15 protein-coding genes are annotated in these 17955 nt (G+C 70.6%); 5 read left to right on the forward strand and 10 right to left on the reverse strand.

Annotated features, from left to right (window positions below; genetic code table 11):
* Window positions 1–29 precede the first annotated feature (29 nt).
* On the forward strand, window positions 30–3248 hold the full coding sequence (locus QSJ33_RS05070) for an IPT/TIG domain-containing protein (RefSeq protein WP_285723475.1): 3219 nt from the start codon (window positions 30–32) through the stop codon (window positions 3246–3248).
* A gap of 104 nt (window positions 3249–3352) precedes the next feature.
* Complete coding sequence (locus QSJ33_RS05075) at window positions 3353–5263, forward strand: helicase-associated domain-containing protein (protein ID WP_285723476.1); 1911 nt, start codon at window positions 3353–3355, stop codon at window positions 5261–5263.
* Window positions 5264–5453: 190 nt separating this feature from the next.
* On the opposite strand, the gene QSJ33_RS05080 is transcribed toward QSJ33_RS05075, so the two are convergent.
* Genes QSJ33_RS05080 through QSJ33_RS05090 form a run of 3 tightly spaced genes read right to left on the reverse strand, consistent with a single transcriptional unit; the run spans window position 5454 to window position 6805 of the window.
* The gene (locus tag QSJ33_RS05080) at window positions 5454–5741 is read right to left on the reverse strand and encodes a hypothetical protein (protein WP_285723477.1); all 288 of its coding nucleotides are present in this window, start codon (window positions 5739–5741) and stop codon (window positions 5454–5456) included.
* Window positions 5742–5781: 40 nt separating this feature from the next.
* On the reverse strand, window positions 5782–6303 hold the full coding sequence (locus tag QSJ33_RS05085; protein ID WP_285723478.1) for a hypothetical protein: 522 nt from the start codon (window positions 6301–6303) through the stop codon (window positions 5782–5784).
* Window positions 6290–6805: an RNA polymerase sigma factor gene (locus QSJ33_RS05090; RefSeq protein ID WP_285723479.1), complete on the reverse strand. Its 516-nt coding sequence runs from the start codon at window positions 6803–6805 to the stop codon at window positions 6290–6292. The genes QSJ33_RS05085 and QSJ33_RS05090 overlap by 14 nt, the downstream gene beginning before the upstream one ends.
* Window positions 6806–6868: 63 nt before the next feature.
* On the opposite strand from QSJ33_RS05090, the gene QSJ33_RS05095 reads away from it, so the two are divergent.
* Entirely contained in the window at window positions 6869–7681 is an 813-nt protein-coding gene (locus QSJ33_RS05095) for a uracil-DNA glycosylase (RefSeq protein WP_285723480.1), read from the forward strand.
* A 63-nt stretch (window positions 7682–7744) separates the two neighbouring features.
* On the forward strand, window positions 7745–9112 hold the full coding sequence (locus tag QSJ33_RS05100) for a tetratricopeptide repeat protein (RefSeq protein WP_285723481.1): 1368 nt from the start codon (window positions 7745–7747) through the stop codon (window positions 9110–9112).
* A gap of 158 nt (window positions 9113–9270) precedes the next feature.
* On the opposite strand, the gene QSJ33_RS05105 is transcribed toward QSJ33_RS05100, so the two are convergent.
* The 6 genes from QSJ33_RS05105 to QSJ33_RS05130 form a co-directional block, all read right to left on the reverse strand.
* Entirely contained in the window at window positions 9271–9756 is a 486-nt protein-coding gene (locus QSJ33_RS05105) for a hypothetical protein (RefSeq protein ID WP_285723482.1), read from the reverse strand.
* Window positions 9757–9934: 178 nt separating this feature from the next.
* Window positions 9935–10918: a 3'-5' exoribonuclease YhaM family protein gene (locus QSJ33_RS05110; protein ID WP_285723483.1), complete on the reverse strand. Its 984-nt coding sequence runs from the start codon at window positions 10916–10918 to the stop codon at window positions 9935–9937.
* 80 nt (window positions 10919–10998) lie between these two features.
* The gene (locus tag QSJ33_RS05115) at window positions 10999–11328 is read right to left on the reverse strand and encodes an RNA-binding S4 domain-containing protein (RefSeq protein ID WP_285723484.1); all 330 of its coding nucleotides are present in this window, start codon (window positions 11326–11328) and stop codon (window positions 10999–11001) included.
* Entirely contained in the window at window positions 11325–12311 is a 987-nt protein-coding gene (locus tag QSJ33_RS05120) for a peptidylprolyl isomerase (protein ID WP_285723485.1), read from the reverse strand. The genes QSJ33_RS05115 and QSJ33_RS05120 overlap by 4 nt, the downstream gene beginning before the upstream one ends.
* Window positions 12308–13351 carry a peptidylprolyl isomerase gene (locus QSJ33_RS05125; protein ID WP_285723486.1) on the reverse strand — a complete coding sequence of 348 codons (1044 nt, stop codon included), beginning with the start codon at window positions 13349–13351 and terminating at the stop codon, window positions 12308–12310. Before QSJ33_RS05125 ends, QSJ33_RS05120 begins: the two co-directional genes overlap by 4 nt.
* 26 nt (window positions 13352–13377) lie before the next feature.
* Window positions 13378–14061, reverse strand: coding sequence for a Bax inhibitor-1/YccA family protein (locus QSJ33_RS05130; RefSeq protein ID WP_285723487.1), 684 nt, complete (start codon window positions 14059–14061; stop codon window positions 13378–13380).
* Between the two features lie 113 nt (window positions 14062–14174).
* On the opposite strand from QSJ33_RS05130, the gene QSJ33_RS05135 reads away from it, so the two are divergent.
* On the forward strand, window positions 14175–15329 hold the full coding sequence (locus QSJ33_RS05135) for an aminotransferase class I/II-fold pyridoxal phosphate-dependent enzyme (protein WP_285723488.1): 1155 nt from the start codon (window positions 14175–14177) through the stop codon (window positions 15327–15329).
* On the opposite strand, the gene QSJ33_RS05140 is transcribed toward QSJ33_RS05135, so the two are convergent.
* Window positions 15321–17927, reverse strand: coding sequence for a CHASE domain-containing protein (locus QSJ33_RS05140; RefSeq protein WP_285723489.1), 2607 nt, complete (start codon window positions 17925–17927; stop codon window positions 15321–15323). The two genes, QSJ33_RS05135 and QSJ33_RS05140, sit on opposite strands and share 9 nt — an antisense overlap.
* Window positions 17928–17955: the final 28 nt, after the last annotated feature.

Below are 17955 nucleotides of genomic sequence, written 5' to 3' on the forward strand. Positions count from 1 at the left end.
GCGCCAGGGGGTTTTCGATGGGAGTCCCCATGGGCCGTGCCCCCCAGTCCCGCATCCTCGTCCTGATGGCGCTGGCGGCCCTGGCCGCCTGCGGAGGCGGCGGTTCCTCGGCACCCCCACCCCCCTCCACCCCGGCCCTGAGCGGCCTTTCGCCCAGCCATGGCAGCCCGGGGACCACCATCCAGCTCACCGGCAGCAACCTGGGCGGCGCCGGGGCCGTGGCCTTCAACGGGCATGCGGCCTTCTCCTTCACGGTCGCCAGCGCCAGCCAGATCCAGGCGGTGGTGCCCGGGGATGCCACCACGGGCCCCATCCAGGTCACCACCCCCACCGGCACCGCCACCTCCGCCACCTTCACGGTGGACCCGGCCCAGGCGCCCGTGGTCAGCGGGTTCGGCCCCATCGTGCTCTCCCCGGGGACCGTGGTGAACCTGCTGGGGTCCCACTTCGTGGGGGCCACCCGGGTCCGCTTCAACGGCCTCGACGCGGCCACCTTCACGGTGGTCAGCGACACGGAGATCCACGCCACGGCCCCCGCGGGCTTGACCCCCGGCGCCCTCAGCGTCACGGGGCCGGGCGGCACAGGCGAGTTCCCCTTCCCCTACTCGACCGCCAACGCCGCCCAGGTGCTGCTGAACACGGGCTTCGAACAGGCTGTCCCGCTGGCCTGGCAGGGCGATACCGGCGTCATCCAGCCGGCGCCGGGAGCCAGCGCCGCGGACATCGTCCCCCACACCGGCACCCGTTTCGCCTGGCTCGGCGGGTACGGCCAGGTGGCCTCGGACCAGGTCGCCCAGGATCTCTACGTGCCGGCCTCGGCGCAGTCCGCCACGGCGACCTTCTACCTGAAGATCCTGACCGCGGAGACGGGCCCTGCGGCGGCGGACACGTGCACCGTGGCCGCCCTCGATACCTCCGGGGCCACGCTGGGTGTCCTCAAGACCCTCTCCAACCTCGACGCCTCGGACTACCGGGCCTACAGCGTGGATCTCCTGCCCTACAAGGGACAGACGGTCCGCCTCTCCTTCCGGAGCCAGGAGGACGGGGCCCGGGCCACCAGCTTCCTGCTGGACGACGTGTCGGTGGACCTACAGGTCCCCTCCGGACCCGACCTGAATCCCGTGATCACCCAGTTCACCCCTTCCTCCGGCGTGCCGGGTGAAGCCATCGTCCAGGTCACGGGCGGCAACTTCTTTGACGTCTGGTCCGTCACCCTTGGAGGGGCGAACGCCTCCTTCACCGTGATCGACGGAACCCGTCTTGCGGCCACCGTCCCCGCCGGGGCCCCCTTCGGCAGCGCGCCCATCACCATCGTCAACAGCCGGGGCACCGGAGCCTCCGACACCCCCTTCACCATCGCCTACGGCCAGGCCACGGTCACAGGCGTGAACCCGGGCCAGGGGCCCGTCGGCACCCCCGTGGTGATCTCGGGCACCTACCTCGGCTATGCCGGGACCACGCTCCGGCTCAACGGCCTGCCGATCCAGCCCAGCGCCCTCACCCCCACCCAGATCCTCTTCACCGTGCCCCCGGGAGCCAACTCGGGGGATCTGGTCATCACCACGCCCAGCGGCGCGATCACCCGGACCTTCACGGTGAATACGGCCAGCACGACCCTGGATCTCCGGGTGGCGAAGGTGGAGCTGACCCAGAGCACCCAGACCCTGGACAACACCGTGCCCATCGTGGCCGGCAAGGCCGGCCTGGTGCGCGTCTTCGTGCTGGCCAACCAGGCCAACACCGCCACGCCCGCCGTGCGGATCACCCTCCTGAACGGCGGTTCGCCGGTACCGGGCTACCCGAAGACCGTCCCGGCCCCCGGCACCAGCGTCCCCGGCGCGGTGGACGAGTCCACCTTCTCCGGCAGCTGGAACCTGGCGATCCCGGACACGGACCTGACCACCTCCAGCGGGGGCTACAGCGTGGAAGCCACCGTGGATCCCGGCGGTCTCCTCGCGGAGGCGGACAAGTCGAACAACACGACCACCGTCGCCCTGGCTGCGGCCACCGTGCCGGTCTTCAGGACCACCCTCTTCCCCGTCATCCTCGCCTCGGGCACCGGCAACATCACCGAGGCCAACAAGGCGGCCTGGGTGGCCCGCCTCGCCCGGATGTACCCCATCGCCGCCGTGGACGTCTCGGTGGGGGCGCCCTTCACGCCCTCGGTCTCCACGCTCGGCAACGACGGGACGGGCTGGGACATCCTCCTGAACGACCTGACCACCAAGCACGTCGCCGATGGTGCCAGCGACCGCTACTACTACGGGGCCCTGGACGTCAGCTACGCCTCCGGCGTGGCGGGGCTCGGCTGGGTTCCACAGGCCTCCACCGCCGATTTCCGCTACCGCACGGCCATCGGATGGGACAAGACCGGCTACGCAGATGGCGGCAACTTCCCCGAGGTGTTCGCCCACGAGACCGGGCACAACATGGGCCGGCAGCACAGCCCCTGCGGCGGCGCCGCGAACCCGGACCCGGCATACCCCTATGCCAACGCCCTGATCGGCGTCTGGGGCTACGACAGCGTCCTCAACCAGCTGAAAGCCCCGTCCACCACCAAGGACATCATGGGCTACTGCTCTCCGGTCTGGATCAGCGACTACGTGTACCGGAAGGTGCTCGATTTCCGGGGTGGGACCGGCGGCTTCCTCAAGGTGGGTGCCGAGGACTCGGGCCTTCCCGCGGCCCAGGCCAGGCCCCGGGAATGCCTGATCGTGCGCGGCATCGTGGATGCGAAGGGCGGGGTGCGGCTCCTGCCGGCCTTCCGCACCCAGGCGCTGCCGAGCGCCCTTCCGGCCTCGGGGGCCTACACCCTCGCCTGCGCGGATGCCCAGGGACGGCCGGTGGCCTCGACCCCCATCGAGCTGATGGACCTCGGCTGCTGGCCCGGGGACCCGGAGCGCCAGTTCGTGATGGCCCTCGCCCTCGACGGGGCACAGTTGGACGCCATCGCCCAGGTGAACGTCCTCCGGGACGGACGCATCCTGGCCAGCCAGCGCTCGGCAGGCACCCCGGCCCGGAGCCTCTCGGCCCCGCCCGAGTTCCTGCGCCCCGCGCCGGGCCTCCTCCAGCTCACCTGGGACGCCACCCTCCATCCCGCCGCCCTGGTGCGTGACCTGGAGACCGGGGACGTGGTGGCCATCCTCTCGGGAGGCCGCCAGACCCTTCCGTCGCGGGGGCGACGCTTTGAGGTGGTGCTCAGCGACGGCCTCGCCTCGGAACGCCACCGCCTCGAGGCTCCCGAATAGGCACCCCCCGTTCCCCCGGCGCCCGGCCCTGCCGGGCGTTTTTTTTCGCGTGAGCGGAGCTGGGTTCCGTGGGACACTGGAGGATCATCTGTACCCGGGTGCTCATGCCACTGCCGCATTACCAGCTCCTCTCGAACTGTTCCGACGAGCAGCTCCGGGTCATCTGTGAGCGGCGGCGCCTCCCGATCCCCATCCGCTGGGAGGAGGGCCCCGAGGGCCGCAAGCGGCTACTGAAGACCATGGTCTTCCACCTGGAGGACCACAAGCGGCTCTCCGATGCCCTGGCGGACCTGGCGACCGAGGCGCTCCTGGCCCTCAAGCACCTGGTGGGCGAGGGCACGCTGCCTTCGGCGGAGCTGCTGGCCGTCCTGACGGACCTGGGCCTCGTCCTGCCGGACGGAGCGGGCTGGGCCGTCCCCGAGCGGGTGGCCGACGCCCTCGAGGATTTCGACGACGGCGCCCTGAGCTTCCAGGCTCCGGAAGGCGCCAAGCTCCGGGCCGCCGAGCCCTTCCGGTTCTCCCTGGCCCTCACCAGCGTCCTGCTGCGCTGCGTGGCGGGCATCCGCGTCCTCAAGGGCGGGCTGCCGGCCAAGAAGGAGCTCTCCCAGCTCCTCCACCGGAACGCCATGCTCCAGGAGGAGCAGGACGCCACCCTGCTCTTCACGCTCCTGCACCGCCTGGGGCTCCTCTGGAACCGCGATGGCCGGGTGGAGACCCTCCTGCCCGCCGTGACGAGCCATCCGCCCCGCTGGGTGGCGGAACGGGCCTTCGCCAGCCTCCTCGAGCACGATCTGAAGGCCTGGGGCATGCCCCCGGCGGAGGACCGCCACTTCCTCGTCCAGCACCTGCTGGAGCGCCGCGGCCAGACCCTGGCCACCCAGCCCTTCCTCGCCTTCCTGAAGACCCTGCATCCCCTCGACGAGGACCGCACCCGCGCGGTGTTCCTCCCCTTCCTGAACCGGATGGGCATCATCCGCTGCGACGACGGCCTGGCCCACCTGGCCCTGACCGACCACGGGGAGGCCCTGGCCCACGAGTATCTGCTGCGGGACCTGAAGGGCACGGCCGCCCACTGGCAGCCCCTGGACCAGGACCAGCCCCTGATCCTCCAGCCCACCCTGGAGCTGCTCACGCCCCTCCTCCAGAACCCCCACCGGCTGCTGCAGCTGGCCCAGCTGGCGGACGTGGAGTCCCTGGACGCCATGGGCACCTTCCGCATCAGCCATGCCACCCTGGTGCGGGCCCTGGAATCGGGCGTGCCCCTGGAGGAGCTGTCCCAGCGCCTGGGCGCCCCGGCCCTGGCCCTGCCCCAGCCCCTGCTGCAGCTGCTGGACGACCTCTCCCGGCGGGTGGGCGAAGTGGAGGTCCACCAGGGCGTCCGCCTCGTGCGGGCCCGCACCCCCCACCTGGCCGACGAGCTGAAGCTGCGGCCGGAGCTGTCCCCCCTGAAGCTGGCCCCGCTCTCGGACACCGTGCTGGAGGTCCGCGGGGACGGCAACGCCCACGCCCTCCTCAAGCAGGCGGGCTTCCTGCCCAAGCCGGGGCGCTTCCTGGCCATGAGCCTGGATTCGGACGAGAAGCTCTACCTGTGGGCCCTGGCCGCCCTGGCCTTCGTGGACGAGAAGGGCATGAACCACCACCTGGAGCCCGTCCAGCAGATGGTGCGCTCGGCCCTGCAGCGCCTCCACGACGAGGACCCCGCCCTCTACCAGGAGGTCCAGCGCCGCATTCCCATGCTGCACCTGGGCGGCGAGGACCAGCTGGCGGAGGAGGTGCAGCGCATCCTCGAATACGCCGCCGGCCACACCCTCATGGTGGAGCTGACCTACCTGCCCCCCGCCGCGCACCGGACCCAGCTCCGGCGCGTCTCCCCGCGGGCCATCCAGGAGGACCACCTGCTGGCCTTCTGCCACCTCCACCAGGAGGAGATGGCCTTCCGCCTCACCCGCATCCAGGGTGTGAAGCTGCTCAACGAGCGCGGCTGGGCCCCGGCCAACCACAGCCAGGCCGGGTGAGGGATCTGGGTCGGGCCTGGGTCCTGAGTCCTGAGTTTTCAGTTTTCAGTCTTCAGCCTTCAGGAAAAAAGGGGCCCGGCCCCAGGAGCGGCCGTTCCGGGAACCACGGCCCAAAGCAATAAACGGTGCGGCCCACAGGCCGCCACCGTTGGTACCTGCAGACTGCGGACTGAAGACTGAGGACTGGGTCCTACCCCACCAGCTCCTTGAGCCGCTTGTCCAGGGCGTCGGCCAGCTTCTCGATGACCTCCCGGGTCTCGTTCCGGCCGATCTGGACCTCCTTCTCCAGCTTCCGCTCGGTCTGGAGCACGGCCTTCTGGAGCTGGGAGAGCATGTTCTTGATGTCCTCCAGGTCCGTGGCCATCTGGTTCAGGCGCGGATCGGGCGGACGGCTGTTGCTGAAGACCCCCATGCCCGCGAGGATCGTGGACAGGGCCGCCAGCAGGAGGATGAGGAGGAGCAGGGAGTTGCTTTCCATGGGCACACCTTGCCCTTGACTATGCCAGGAACGTGCCGCCCTACTGGCCCGGCTTCTCCTTCACCCGCTGGTAGTCCTCACCCTGGATGCGCAGGGGCTTCTCGACCGGAATGACCAGGTAGGGCAGGGACTTCTTGGGCAGGGCCTGGGCCACCAGCTGGAGCTGCTGCTGGGCCTCCTCCTTGGCCTTCCGTTCCCGGGCCAGTTCCGCGGCGTTGGCGGCGGCCAGGCGGTTCAGTTCCGCCTCCTGCCGCTGGGCGTGGGCCGCGAGGCCGTCCGCCCGCTGCTTCTGCTGGACCCCCCAGGTCCCCAGGCCCGCCAGGACGGCCAGCAGCGGCAGCGCCGCGGCGGCGATCAGGCCCCAGGAGGGCCGGCGGCGCTCCGTGCGTCGGCGGCGCAGGGCCTCCTTCCGCAGGTCCTCGGCGAGGCTGGCCAGCTCCTGGGTCACCGGGGCGGGGGACCGCTGGGGCGGGGGCTGGAGGCCGAGCAGCTCGCGGAGTTCGGCGCGCAGTTGGACATCCTCGGCGGGTTCGAAGCGCCGGGCAGGATCAGACCAGGACATGCACGCCTCCGGATGGATTGAGCTGATCTTTGAGCTGGGCCTTGGCCCGGTGGATGCGGGTCTTCACGGTGGCCTCGGGGATGCCGAGGATGTCGGCGATCTCGCGGATGGAGAGCCCCTCCACCACGAAGAGCCACAGGGCCTCGCGGAAGGTCGGCGAGAGCATCCGCATGCGCTCCCGAACCTCCTGGTTGAGCACCTGGTCGTCCGCCCCGCCGGCGAGTCCCGGCTCGGTGACGGCCTCCAGGCTGAGGTTCTGGTTCTTCATGGGGCGGCGCTCGGTCAGGGAGAGGGTCCGCACGGTGCCGTAGAGGAAGGCGGTGGGATGCTCCACCCGCTCCTCCCGCTGCATGAGGATGACGAAGGCCTCCTGCGCGATGTCCTCGGCGAAGGTGGCCCCGTACCGCCGGGCATAACTCACCAGGCGGGGATAGAGCTCCGCGAAGGCGCCGTGGAAGGCCTCCATGTCTCCGAAGGGGGTCTCGGGCTGTCGTTCCTCCATTCGCGGCTCCAGGGACTAGGATGCCCGAAGCGCCCCGGAGGTTCCGCGCTAGGCTTGAAGGGTATGGAACCCTCCCCCCTTGAAGCCTGGCGGGACACCCTGCAGGAGCTGGGGGTGATGGGCCTGGTCCGCGAGCCCCGGCCGGCGGCGGAGCCCGCTGCCGAGCCGCCCCCCCGGCGATCGGAGGCCCCGCGTCCCCAGCCGGCGCCCCCGACCCGCCCCGCGCCCCCGGCCGCGGCGCGGTACGAGCCCCCCACGGATGCCGCGGGCTGCCCCCCGCCCCAGGCCGTCGCCGGGGCCGGCACCCTGGAAGCCCTGGAGGCGGCCATCCAGGGCTGCCTGAAGTGCCCCCTCGGGCCGGGCCGGATCCGCTTCGTCTTCGGCGAGGGGAACCCCGCCGCCCGGCTCATGTTCGTGGGCGAGGGGCCCGGCCGGGACGAGGACCTCCAGGGCCGCCCCTTCGTGGGCAAGGCCGGCGAGCTGCTGGACAAGATGATCGGCGCCATCGGCCTGACGCGCGCCGAGACCTACATCGCCAACGTGGTCAAGTGCCGCCCCCCGGACAACCGCACCCCCCTGCCCGAGGAGGCCCGGGCCTGCCTGGGCTACCTGCACCGGCAGATCGAGCTGGTCCGGCCCGCCGTCCTCGTGACCCTCGGGGCGACGCCCCTCCGGGAGCTGCTCGGCCTGACCGAGGGCATCACCCGCGCCCGCGGCCAATGGCGCCAGCTGGAGCTCGGCGGGCGCGCCATCCCCGTGATGCCCACCTTCCATCCTGCTTACGTGTTGCGCCAGTACACCCAGGATGTGCGCCGCGCCGTGTGGGAGGACCTCCGAGCGGCGAAGGCGTGGATCGACAAGGCCGAAGGCGCCTGAAGACAGGAGCCGCAGGACGGGAGCCTCCCATGTCATGCTAGGCCCAGCTTTCGAGGTCGGCCCATGCGTCTCGTGAACGTGTTCTTCTTCGTGCTCCTCGCCTTCGTGCTGTTCGTGCTGGGCAATGTCTACTTGGCCAACCACGAGCTGCTGGTGCGCGAGGTGGTGATCTTCCGCGAGAGCATCAAGCTCCAGAGCCTCATCCTCCTGGCCTTCCTCCTGGGATTCCTCCTCAACATCCTCTACACGGGGATCATGGAGGTCGTGCGCCTGGTGAAGGGGCTCAACGCCTCGGCGGACACCCGCCTGGTGAAGCGCATCTCCGAGCGCCTCCAGGAAGCCCGCGACCTCATGGCCCACGGCCTCTCCCGCGAGGCCCGCGGGATCCTGGAGGCGGTCCTCGACCAGCGCAAGCAGCACGTCCCGGCCCGCCTGCTGCTGGGCGAGATCCTCCTCAAGACCGGCGAGGCCGAGCAGGCCGTCAAGCTCTTCGAGACCTTGAGCCTGGATGAGCCGGAGATCGTGGAGGCCCGCTACCAGCTGGCCGAGGCCCTGGTGGCCGTCCGCAACCGGGAGGCCGCCGTCGGCGTCCTGAAGAAGGTGGCCTCCGACGATCCCAAGAAGGCCCTGCGCGCCTGGCGTCGCCTCCGGGCCCTCCACATGGATGCCCAGGCCTGGGACGAGGCCCTGGAGGTGCAGAAGAAGCTCCAGGCCTATTTCGCCGCGGACCTGACCCAGGGCGAGCGCGCCCAGGGCGCCGCCCTGGCCTACCAGGTGGGCATGGCCAAGGTGGAGGCCGACCAGTTCAAAGAGGCCGCCCTGGTCTTCCAGCAGGTGGTCAAGGACGAGCCCGAGTTCGTGCCCGCCTACCTCAGCCTCGGCCGCTGCATGATCCTGCAGGACCAGGAGGCCCAGGGCCTCGAGATCTGGCTGGAGGGCTTCCGCAAGACCGGGGAGGGCACCTTCCTCCAGGAGATCGAGGACTACTTCATCCAGCTGGGACGCCCCGAGGACGGCCTCGCCCTCATGCGCAAGGTGGCCGCCACCTCCAAGCACGCCACCACCGCCAAGTTCTTCCTGGGCAAGATGCTCTACCGCCTGGAGATCCTCGACGAGGCCCTGGACCTCTTCCAGGAGGTGCGCAGCCAGGTGGTGTACAGCCCCATCCTGTTCTTCTTCATGGCCAAGATCCACAGCCGGCGCGGACGCCTCGACGCCGCCCTCAACGAGTACCGCCAGCTGCTCCGCAACCTCGGCGTGCTGAAGCTGCGGTTCGAGTGTGCCGTCTGCGGCCACAAGACCCAGGACTACGCGGACCGCTGCGACAACTGCGGCAGCTGGAACAGCAGCCACTTCCTCTTCAAGGAGAGCGACCTTCCCGAAGGTCCCGTCCGGGGCGGCGAGACGGGGTCGTGGATGGCGATGCTCTGACGGGTGGCATGCGACGCTGCGGGGCAGCGTTGCATGCCGGGACCCGTCGAGCAGAGCATCTTGACCAGATCAGCCGGCGCCTTCGGCGCAGCGATATCAAAAAGGGCGCCTGGGCGCCCTTTTTGCAGTCACAGCAGGAATTACAGACAAGACCAAAGCTACGCGATGGCCTGTCGAATATCGGACAGGAGGCGCTGGAGGTCCCGCTCGGAGATCTGGAGGGGCACCTGCTGCTTCACCTCCTCCTTGCGGTAGAAGGCGATGCGCTTCACCACGATCTTGTTCTTCCCGATGCTGATCTCGTTGAACTGGATCTGGGTGTCGTCCTTGTAGGGCGGGAGGCTCCGCAGCTGGATGTACATCCCCCGCCGGTCGTGGTCCACGATCTCGAGGCGCTCCTTGAGGTAGCTGACCTGCTCCATGAGCTTCTCGGCCTTGGTCTTCAGCTTCGCGAAGCTCAGCTTCTTGGGGGCGTGCCGCTCGAGCACGACCTCGCCCAGCTGCACACAGCCCTCACAGCGCCGGAGGAAGCCTTCCAGGGTCCCGTCCAGCTCCACGTCCGCCTCGCGGAAGCTCTCGAAGCCCTGGAACTCGCCGGGAAGGACGGAGTCGTCGTAGCGCTTGGCCTTGCGGGAGAGCTTCATCGGGCACCTCGATGGGTCAGGAGTCCCAACAGAGCCAGAGCCATGCCAGGAATTTTCTACCGACTCATGTCCGGCCTAGGCCGTGATCCCCCAGCACTTGCATTGGCATTTTGCCGGGCTCCTCCTGCCCAGGTCCATGGATCCATGTCCACAAATGACCGGTTTGCCCATCCCATGTTCACTTCTGGACAGATTCCGCCCGGGGCCACCGCGTGCGGTAGATCATCCGGTCGAGGGCCCGGTTGTAGGGGCTCCAGGCCCCGGCCCCCTCCTCGCGGAGGGCCCGGAACATCACCTCCAGCTTGCCGTCCAGGTCGTCCAGGTAGTGGACGAGCAGGGCCTCGGGCGTCTTGGGCAGGACGGGGGAGCCGAACTCCAGGCGCCCGTGGTGGCTCAGGACGATGTGCAGGATCTGCAGGCGCAGTTCCTCTGGGAAGCCGGGGATCTTGCCCACCTCGCGGTTGATCCATTCGGCCTCGATGGAGATGTGGCCCAGGAGGTTGCCGGCATCGGTGTAGCCGAAGCCCCGCTGGTAGCTGAGCTCGGCGGTCTTGCCCACGTCGTGCAGGAGCACCCCGGCGGTCACGAGGTCCCGGTTCAGCTCGGGGTAGTGGTCGCAGGCCCGGGCGGCCATGCCCAGGATGGAGAGGGTGTGCTCGAGCAGGCCCCCCAGGTAGACGTGGTGCATGGACTTGGCCGCCGGCGCCGTGGCGAAGGCCCGCCGCAGGTCCTCGTCCTCCCGGAAGAGGGCCGTGAGGAGCCGCCGGATCCAGGGATCCGCCACCCCGGCGAGGCGGTCGTCCAGTTCGGCGAGCATCTCGGGGACGGGTCGGGCACTCACGGGAAAGAACCGGGCGACGTCGGCCACGTCCCCGTCGGGCACGAAGCGGACCTTGTCCAGCCGGAGCTGGAGGCGCCCGTTGTAGCTGGAGGCGGCGCCCTTCACCCACAGGAAGGCATCGGCCTGGATGGGCTCCAGCGGCCCCTCCACGGCCCGCAGGTCCCAGAGGAAGCCCTTGAGGTCGCCGGAGGCGTCCGAGAGCTTCAGCTCCAGGTACTCGCTGCCCTTGGCGCTGGTCTTGAAGGCGGCCTCCTGGGCCAGGAGGATGCCGGCGAAGGGGTCGCCCTCCTTGAGGCTTCGGATCGGGGGCTGGTCGGGCATGGCGGCTCCGGGTCAGCTCCCAGGATAGGGCCGGGCCGCGGAATCAGCCTCGGCGATCGCGGCGGGTCCCCCCGGCCCGGTCAGTGGTTGCGGGGCGGCTTGGGCGGCGGGCTGAAGGGGTCCTCGTCGCCGTAGCCCAGGTCCAGGGGCAGCCGCTTGTCCTCCAGCACCTCGAAGAGCGCCCACTGGTCCGCCTTCTTGACGTTCCCCTCGGGCAGGGCGAGCACCCGCACCTTGAGCACCCGGTTGTAGAGGGGGAACTCCAGCTCGTCCTGGACCTTCACCTCGTGGCTCGCCCGCCTCGGCGCCCCGTTCACCCGCACCATCCCCTCGTCGCAGAGCTGGTTGGCCAGCTCCCGCCGCTTGATGAGCAGGCTCTTCTTGAGGTAGGCGTCCAGCCTCATGGTCATCCCTTCAGGATCTGTTCCTTCGGCACCAGGTAGCGGATGTTGGCGCGCATGCGGAGATCCGCAAGGTACTGCTCGATGGCGTTCTGGGCCTTGGGCTCCTGGAGCTTCTTGAGGATGGCGTCCTTCACCTCGGCGAAGGCCTTGACGGGCGCGTCCTCCAGGGCGATGAGCTGGACGAGGTAGATGTCCTTGTCCGTCTCGATGGGCGCGGAGACCTGCTCGGGCTTGAGCTTCACCGCCGCGTCCTCGATGCTGGGCCGGAGCAGGCCCTTGGCCAGCCAGCCCAGGTCGCCGCCGGTGTCCTTGCTGGGGCTGGTGGAGTAGGCCTTCACCAGCTCCTCGAAGGGCTTGCCGGCCTTCAGGGCCGCCTGGATCTCGGCCACCTTCGCCTTGGCGGCGGCCTGGTCGGCCTCCGTGGCGCCCTTGGCCAGCACCAGCTCGCGGATGCGGAACCGGGTGGGGAGCCGGTACTCATCCTTGTGGTCCTCGTAGTAGGCCCGCAGCTCGTTGTCCTCGACCGCCACCTTGGAGAAGACCTCCCGCTGCAGCACGAACTGCTGGGTGGCCTGCTCCTTCTGGCGCTTGGTGAACTCCTCCAGGCTGATGCCGAGGCTGGTCCGGAGGGCCCGCTCGAGGTCGGCGTCGGAGGCGAACTTGTTCTCCTTCTTGATGGCGTCGATGTTGGCCTGCACGTAGGCGTCCGTGATGGGCGAGCCCAGCTCCGCGGCCTTGTCGTCGAGCAGGAAGGCATCGATGAGGCCCTGCAGCGTCTTCTCCCGGGCGTCCTTCAGCTTCGCGTCCAGTTCCTTGCCGGAGAACTCGCGGTAGAGGGCCGCGTTCTGCTGCTCCACGGACTGCTCGAACTGGTGCCGGGTGATGATGTGGCTGTTGACGATGACGAGGATCTCATCACGCACGTCCGGCGCCGCCGCCGACAGCAGGGCGGGGACGAGGACGAGGGCGGCGAGGGTGGAACGCCTCAATGGGCACCTCCCTTGGCCGGGGCGGGCTTCGGGGCCTCCGCGCCCTTGGCGGGAGCGGGCGCGGCCTTGGGCGCATCCGAGGGCGCGGGCTTGGCCAGCTCGAAGGGGATCTCCTTCTTCAGGCCGTCCATGAGCTGTTCCCACACCTCGCCCTGGCGGTCCCGCTCGGCCATCTGCTGGGCCTCGGCCTTGGCCTCCTCGAAGGGCACCTGCCGGGCGGGCTTCCGGCCCTCCACCTTGATCAGGTGGTAGCCGAACTGGGTCTTCACGGGGGCCCCCACCTTCCCGACGGGCTGCGTCATGGCCGCCTTGGCGAAGACGGGATCCCAGCTGGAGGGATCCACGTCCTTGTAGAGGCCGCCGTTGTCCTTGCTGCCGGGGTCGTCGCTGAACTTCTTCGCGAGGTCCTCGAACTTCATGCCCTTCTTGAGGTCCGCCTGGAGGGTGGCGATGTGCTGCTTCGCCTCGGCGTCCGTGAGGCCCTCCTTCTCCTTGGGGTCGCGCTTCACCGCCACGAGGATGTGGCGGACGCTCACCAGCTCGGGCTGCTTGAACTTGTCGGGGTGGGCCTCGTAGTAGGCCTTCACGTCCGCGTCCGAGAGCTTGAGCTTGGCCTGGAGGGCCTCGCCCTCCTGGGTCAGGAACTCCCGGGCGAGCAGGTCATCCTTGGTGCGGTCGAGGGTGCGCTGGAAGTCCGGCGTCTTGTCCAGGCCCATCTTCCTGGCCTTCACGGCCAGGAGCTTGCTCTCGGCCATGCGCTTGATGAACTCCTCCTTGCCGCCCTGGAGCATGAGCAGCTGCATCTGCTCCTGCCGCGGGAGGATGCGGAAGGCGGCGCGGAAGTCGGCCTCGGTGATGGGCTCGCCGCCCACCGTGGCCACGACCACGTCCTCGGGCTTGGGCTGGGCGGGAGCCGGCTGGGCCGCCGGAGCGGGCGTGGCCTGGGCCGCGGGGGCCGGCGCCGCGGCGGGCGCGGGCTTGGCGGCCTCCTGGGCGGCGAGGCCGAGGGCGATCAGGGGAATGAGCGAGGCACGGAGCATGGGGGTCCTTGGGGTCGGAGGTGGGTCTAGCGGCGGCGTCCGCCGCCCAGGAGGTTCATGAGGGCGATGAGGATGTTGTAGAGGCTCACGAAGAGGGCCAGGGCGAAGCCCGCGGGATCGCTGAAGTCCTCCGTGCGGAGCATGGTCGAGGTGTCCCAGAGCAGCTTGGCGGAACAGGCGATGACGGCCACGCCGGAGATCACCAGGCCGAAGGCTTCCAGGTGGAAGATGGCCGCGGCCAGCCCCCCGAAGAACATCACGGCGATGCCGACGATGACGAAGTTCCGCAGGAAGCTGAAGTCCTTCTTGCTCACGAAGGCCGTGGTGGTGAGCGTGAGGAAGACCCCGCCCGTCATCCCGAAGGCGGTGAGCACGGGCTGGAAGCCGGCCCCCTCGGCCACCACCAGGGCCACCAGGCCCGCGATGACCCCGGAGACGAAGGTGAAGAGGGCGAAGGCCAGCCGGTTGAGGGGCTGGCGGCGGCGCACCGCCGAGGCGAAGAGGAGGGTCCCGAACTGCACCCCGAAGAGCACCCAGCCGAAGAAGCTGCCCACCACAGGCACCAGGGCCCGGGCCACCATCGGCGCGCTGAGGGCCCCAAGGGCCGCCACGGCGAATCCGCCCATGAGCCACAGATAGACGCTTCGGATAAAAGCGGCACGATCCCGCGCTCCGGCGGAGACCTGCTGCCACGGCTGCCGATATTCCATGCCACGCTCCAGGGGGGAGATCCCACCGAGGATCCCCCATAGATCCTAGCATTCCCCCTCCCCTTACCCTGCCTCCAGCGCCCCCGAAGTTCCGCCCCGCCCGCGGAGTCCCCATGGCCGATTCCCCGATCCCCGCCCCCTGGCTCGACCGCCTCCGCCAGTCCGTCGGGCGCCGCCGGGCCCTGGGCCGGGAGCGCGCCATCCAGCCCCCCGCCGGGCTGGATGTCTGCTCCAACGACTACCTCGGCCTGCGGCGGGATCCGCGCCTGGCCGAGGCGGCCGCGGCCGCCGCCCGGGCCCACGGGGCGGGCACGGGCGCCGCCCGGCTCCTGCGGGGGACCACCCCCCTCCACGAGGCCCTCGAGGCCGCCCTGGCCGCCTGGAAGGGTGCCGGGGCCTGCCTCCTCTTCAACACGGGCTACCAGGCCAACGCCACCCTCCTTCCGGCCCTCCTGGGGCCCGGCGATGCCGTCTTCTCCGACGCCCTGAACCACGCCTCCCTGGTGGACGGGTGCCGCCTGGCCAGGGCGGGGGGCGCCGCCGTGCAGGTGTTCCGGCACCTGGATCTGGCGGACCTGGCGGAACGGATGGCGGCCTGGCGCGCGGGGGCCGCCCCGGGGGCCCTGGCCCTGGTGGCCACCGACGCCGTGTTCAGCATGGACGGCGATGCCGCCGACCTGCCCGGCCTGCTGGAGCTCTGCGACTGCTTCGAAGCCCTGCTGCTCGTGGACGAAGCCCACGCCACCGGGCTCCTGGGCGCCACGGGAGCGGGCCTGGCGGAGCACCAGGGCGTGTCCGGCCGGGTGCCCCTGGTCATGGGCACCCTCGGCAAGGCGCTGGGGGCCTTCGGCGCCTTCGTCTGCGCGGCCCCGGAACTCCGGGAGCACCTGGTGAACACGGCCCGGGGCTTCATCTTCTCCACCGCCCTGCCCCCGCCGGTGGTCGGCGCCGCCCTCGAAGGGGTGCGGATCGCCCGGGCCGAGCCCTGGCGGCGGGCGCGGGCCCTGGCCCATGCCCAGCGGCTGCGGGAGGCCCTGGGCCTGCCTGGGGGCCCCTCGGCCATCGTCCCGGTGCCCGTGGGCCCGGACGCGGAAGCCGTACGGCTGGCCCTGGCCCTGCAGGCGCGCGGCTTCGACGTCCGGGCCGTCCGTCCCCCCACGGTGCCCGAAGGCTCCGCCCGCCTGCGGATCACCACCGGCGCCCACCTGGAGGAGCGCGAGGTGGCGTCCCTGGCCGCGGCCCTCGCCGAGGTCCTGGGCCTAGGCTGAAGCGCCGCCCTCCACCGCCTTCCGCAGGGCCCGCATCAGGTCGTCGCGCTGGAAGGGCTTCTGGACGAACCCCGCGAGGCCCTTCCCCAGGAAGTCGTGGATGGCCTCCTGCTCGTTGTAGCCGCTGGTCAGCACCACGCGGCAGTCCGGGTCCAGGCGCCTCAGCTCGCGGAAGGTCTCCACGCCGTCCATGTGGGGCATGGTGAGGTCCATGAGGACGGCCGAGATCGTCCCGCCCGCCTTCCGGTAGAACTCGAGGGCCTCCTGCCCGTCGGCGGCCAGGATCACCCCAAAGCCCAGGGACCGCAGGAGCGCCTCGGCGATGATGCGGACCTCCTCCTCGTCGTCCACCACCAGGAGGGTGCCCTGGCCCCGCCAGGCCTCGGCCTCCGCGGGCCGGACCGCGTCGGGGGCCGGGTCGGCCCCCGCGGGGAAGATCAGCTTGAAGGTGGTGCCCTTGCCGAGCTCGCTGTAGACGCGGATGCCGCCCCGGTGCCCGCGCACGATGCCCTGGATGGCGGAGAGGCCGAGGCCCCGGCCCGTGAACTTGGTGGTGAAGAAGGGCTCGAAGATGCGGGCCTGGGTCTCCGCATCCATGCCCTGCCCGTTGTCCGAGACCTCCAGGACGAGGAAGGTCCCGGGGGCGAGGGCCTGGCCGGGGAAGTCCCGGGCCAGGTCCTCGGCGGTGTAGACCTGGGAACCCGAGCGGATGGCCACCAGGCCTTCGGCCTCGCCGATGGCCTCGGAGGCGTTGGTCACCAGGTTCATGATCACCTGCTGGATCTGGGAGGCCTCGGCCATCATGGCGGGCAGCCCCGGCTGGAGCTGGAACCGGAGGGCCACCTTCTTGGAGATGGACACGCCCAGCAGGTGGCCCATCTCCTCCACGGCCTGGTTCAGGTCCATGGGCGCCACCACGAACCGCCCCCGGCCGGAGTAGGCGAGCATCTGCCGCGTGAGGTTCGTGGCGCGGTGGACGGACTTCTCCAGGTTCTCGAGGTAGGGCCAGGCCGGGGAGATGCGCGGGAGGCAGAGCTGGGCGAGGTTGATGTTCCCCAGGATGGCCGTCAGGAGGTTGTTGAAGTCGTGGGCGATGCCGCCGGCCAGCACACCCAGGCTCTCCAGCTTCTGGCTCTGCAGCTGGGCCTCCTCGACCCGCCGCCGCTCGGTGATGTCCGTGATCATGCCCAGGATGCTCACCACCCGGCCGGATTCATCCTTGACCGGGTTGGCCGTGACGATGGTCCACACCTCGGACCCGTCCTTCCGCCGGAACCGGAAATCGTGCTGGGCGCCGACCCCCGCCCGCCGCTGGGCCATGTTCCGCTCCGCGGTGCCGAAGTCCGCCGCGAACATGAAATCCGTGAGGGGCCGTCCCGCCATCTCCTCGGGGCTGTAGCCCAGGATCTCCCGCATGCGCCGGTTGACGAAGGTGGTGTTCCCCTCGGCATCCAGCACCCACATGCCCTCGCCCATCACCTCCACCAGGTGCCGGAACCGGGCCTCGCTGGCGAGCAAGGCCTCCGCATCCCGCCGGTGGCTCGCCACCTCCTCCGCCAGCTCCCGGGTGCGGGCGTCGACCAGGGTCCGCACCTCGGCCTCCCGGGTCAGCAGGGTCTGGACGTACCCCGCCAGGAGCCCGAAGAAGGCCAGCCCTCCCAGCAGGACGCCCCAGGCCCGTACCCCCGCGCTCACGGGGAAGTAGCCCGGGGCCGGGGTCACCGCCACGATCCAGTGCCGGCCCGCCTGGTCGAACCGCTGGACCAGGCGGAGGCTGGAGTCCCCCCCCTGCCGTGGCGGAAGGGGCGAGGGCTCGATGTGGAGGATGGATTCGGCCGCGGGGGCGCTCCCGTCGATCAGGCGGACCACCACCCCTTCAGGCGGCGCGTCGGCCAGGGACTTGTGGACCAGGTCCCCGGCCCGGAAGACGCCCTGGACCACGCCCGGCGGGCGACCGGTCCGGCCCGGGACCGGGGCCATCACCAGCAGCCCGTACTGGTCGGCGGTCTCCTGGATGAGGCGGATCCGCCCGCTGGACGTCAGGGACCCGGTCTGGAGGGCCCGGGCCAGGGCCTCCTCCCGGGTGGCGAGGTGCCGGGCGCAGAACCCCAGGGCCGGCTCGTTCCCGGAGAGGGGCGCCACGAAATCCACGGCATGGAAGGTGGCCTCCGGGGGCAGGGGCACCGGGTTCCCCGCGGCATCCAGCCCGAAGAAGCGGAACCCCGGATGGGCCCGGCGGGCCTCCGCCTCCAGCGCCGGCCGGTTCGCGGGGTCCACCTCCGGCAGCCACTGGAGGGCCTGCAGGAAGGGCCGGCGGGCCAGCACGGGACCCGCGAAGGCCTGGAATGCCGAGCGATCCACCGGCCCGGATTCCATGAAATCCCGCAGGACCAGCACGGTCTCGAAGCCGTGATGCAGCCCTTCGCTCACCAGCTCGGCCCGGTACTGGGCCACGGTCAGGAAGGCCGCACGGACCTCGCTCCGGTGGGCCCCCCGGGCCAGGAAGAATCCCCCGAGGGAGACCGGGACGCCGAAGGCCATGAGCAGCGCGCCGGCCAGACGACCGGACCGGAGGTGGCTGACATGCGGGAGGGGCACGGGGAGACCTGGTGGAGGCGGGCCAAGG

It is taken from the genome of Geothrix rubra (assembly GCF_030268065.1).
In the GTDB taxonomy this organism is placed as follows: domain Bacteria; phylum Acidobacteriota; class Holophagae; order Holophagales; family Holophagaceae; genus Geothrix; species Geothrix rubra.

What these genes read in the sequence shown, in the direction of transcription:
- QSJ33_RS05105 (WP_285723482.1), bottom strand. Translation starts at nt 9,756, where the DNA reads ATGAAGCTCTCCCGCAAGGCCAAGCGCTACGACGACTCCGTCCTTCCC.
- QSJ33_RS05100 (WP_285723481.1), top strand. Translation starts at nt 7,745, where the DNA reads ATGCGTCTCGTGAACGTGTTCTTCTTCGTGCTCCTCGCCTTCGTGCTG.
- QSJ33_RS05080 (WP_285723477.1), bottom strand. Translation starts at nt 5,741, where the DNA reads ATGGAAAGCAACTCCCTGCTCCTCCTCATCCTCCTGCTGGCGGCCCTG.
- QSJ33_RS05130 (WP_285723487.1), bottom strand. Translation starts at nt 14,061, where the DNA reads ATGGAATATCGGCAGCCGTGGCAGCAGGTCTCCGCCGGAGCGCGGGAT.
- QSJ33_RS05095 (WP_285723480.1), top strand. Translation starts at nt 6,869, where the DNA reads ATGGAACCCTCCCCCCTTGAAGCCTGGCGGGACACCCTGCAGGAGCTG.
- QSJ33_RS05090 (WP_285723479.1), bottom strand. Translation starts at nt 6,805, where the DNA reads ATGGAGGAACGACAGCCCGAGACCCCCTTCGGAGACATGGAGGCCTTC.
- QSJ33_RS05135 (WP_285723488.1), top strand. Translation starts at nt 14,175, where the DNA reads ATGGCCGATTCCCCGATCCCCGCCCCCTGGCTCGACCGCCTCCGCCAG.
- QSJ33_RS05125 (WP_285723486.1), bottom strand. Translation starts at nt 13,351, where the DNA reads ATGCTCCGTGCCTCGCTCATTCCCCTGATCGCCCTCGGCCTCGCCGCC.
- QSJ33_RS05075 (WP_285723476.1), top strand. Translation starts at nt 3,353, where the DNA reads ATGCCACTGCCGCATTACCAGCTCCTCTCGAACTGTTCCGACGAGCAG.
- QSJ33_RS05070 (WP_285723475.1), top strand. Translation starts at nt 30, where the DNA reads ATGGGCCGTGCCCCCCAGTCCCGCATCCTCGTCCTGATGGCGCTGGCG.
- QSJ33_RS05085 (WP_285723478.1), bottom strand. Translation starts at nt 6,303, where the DNA reads ATGTCCTGGTCTGATCCTGCCCGGCGCTTCGAACCCGCCGAGGATGTC.
- QSJ33_RS05115 (WP_285723484.1), bottom strand. Translation starts at nt 11,328, where the DNA reads ATGACCATGAGGCTGGACGCCTACCTCAAGAAGAGCCTGCTCATCAAG.
- QSJ33_RS05110 (WP_285723483.1), bottom strand. Translation starts at nt 10,918, where the DNA reads ATGCCCGACCAGCCCCCGATCCGAAGCCTCAAGGAGGGCGACCCCTTC.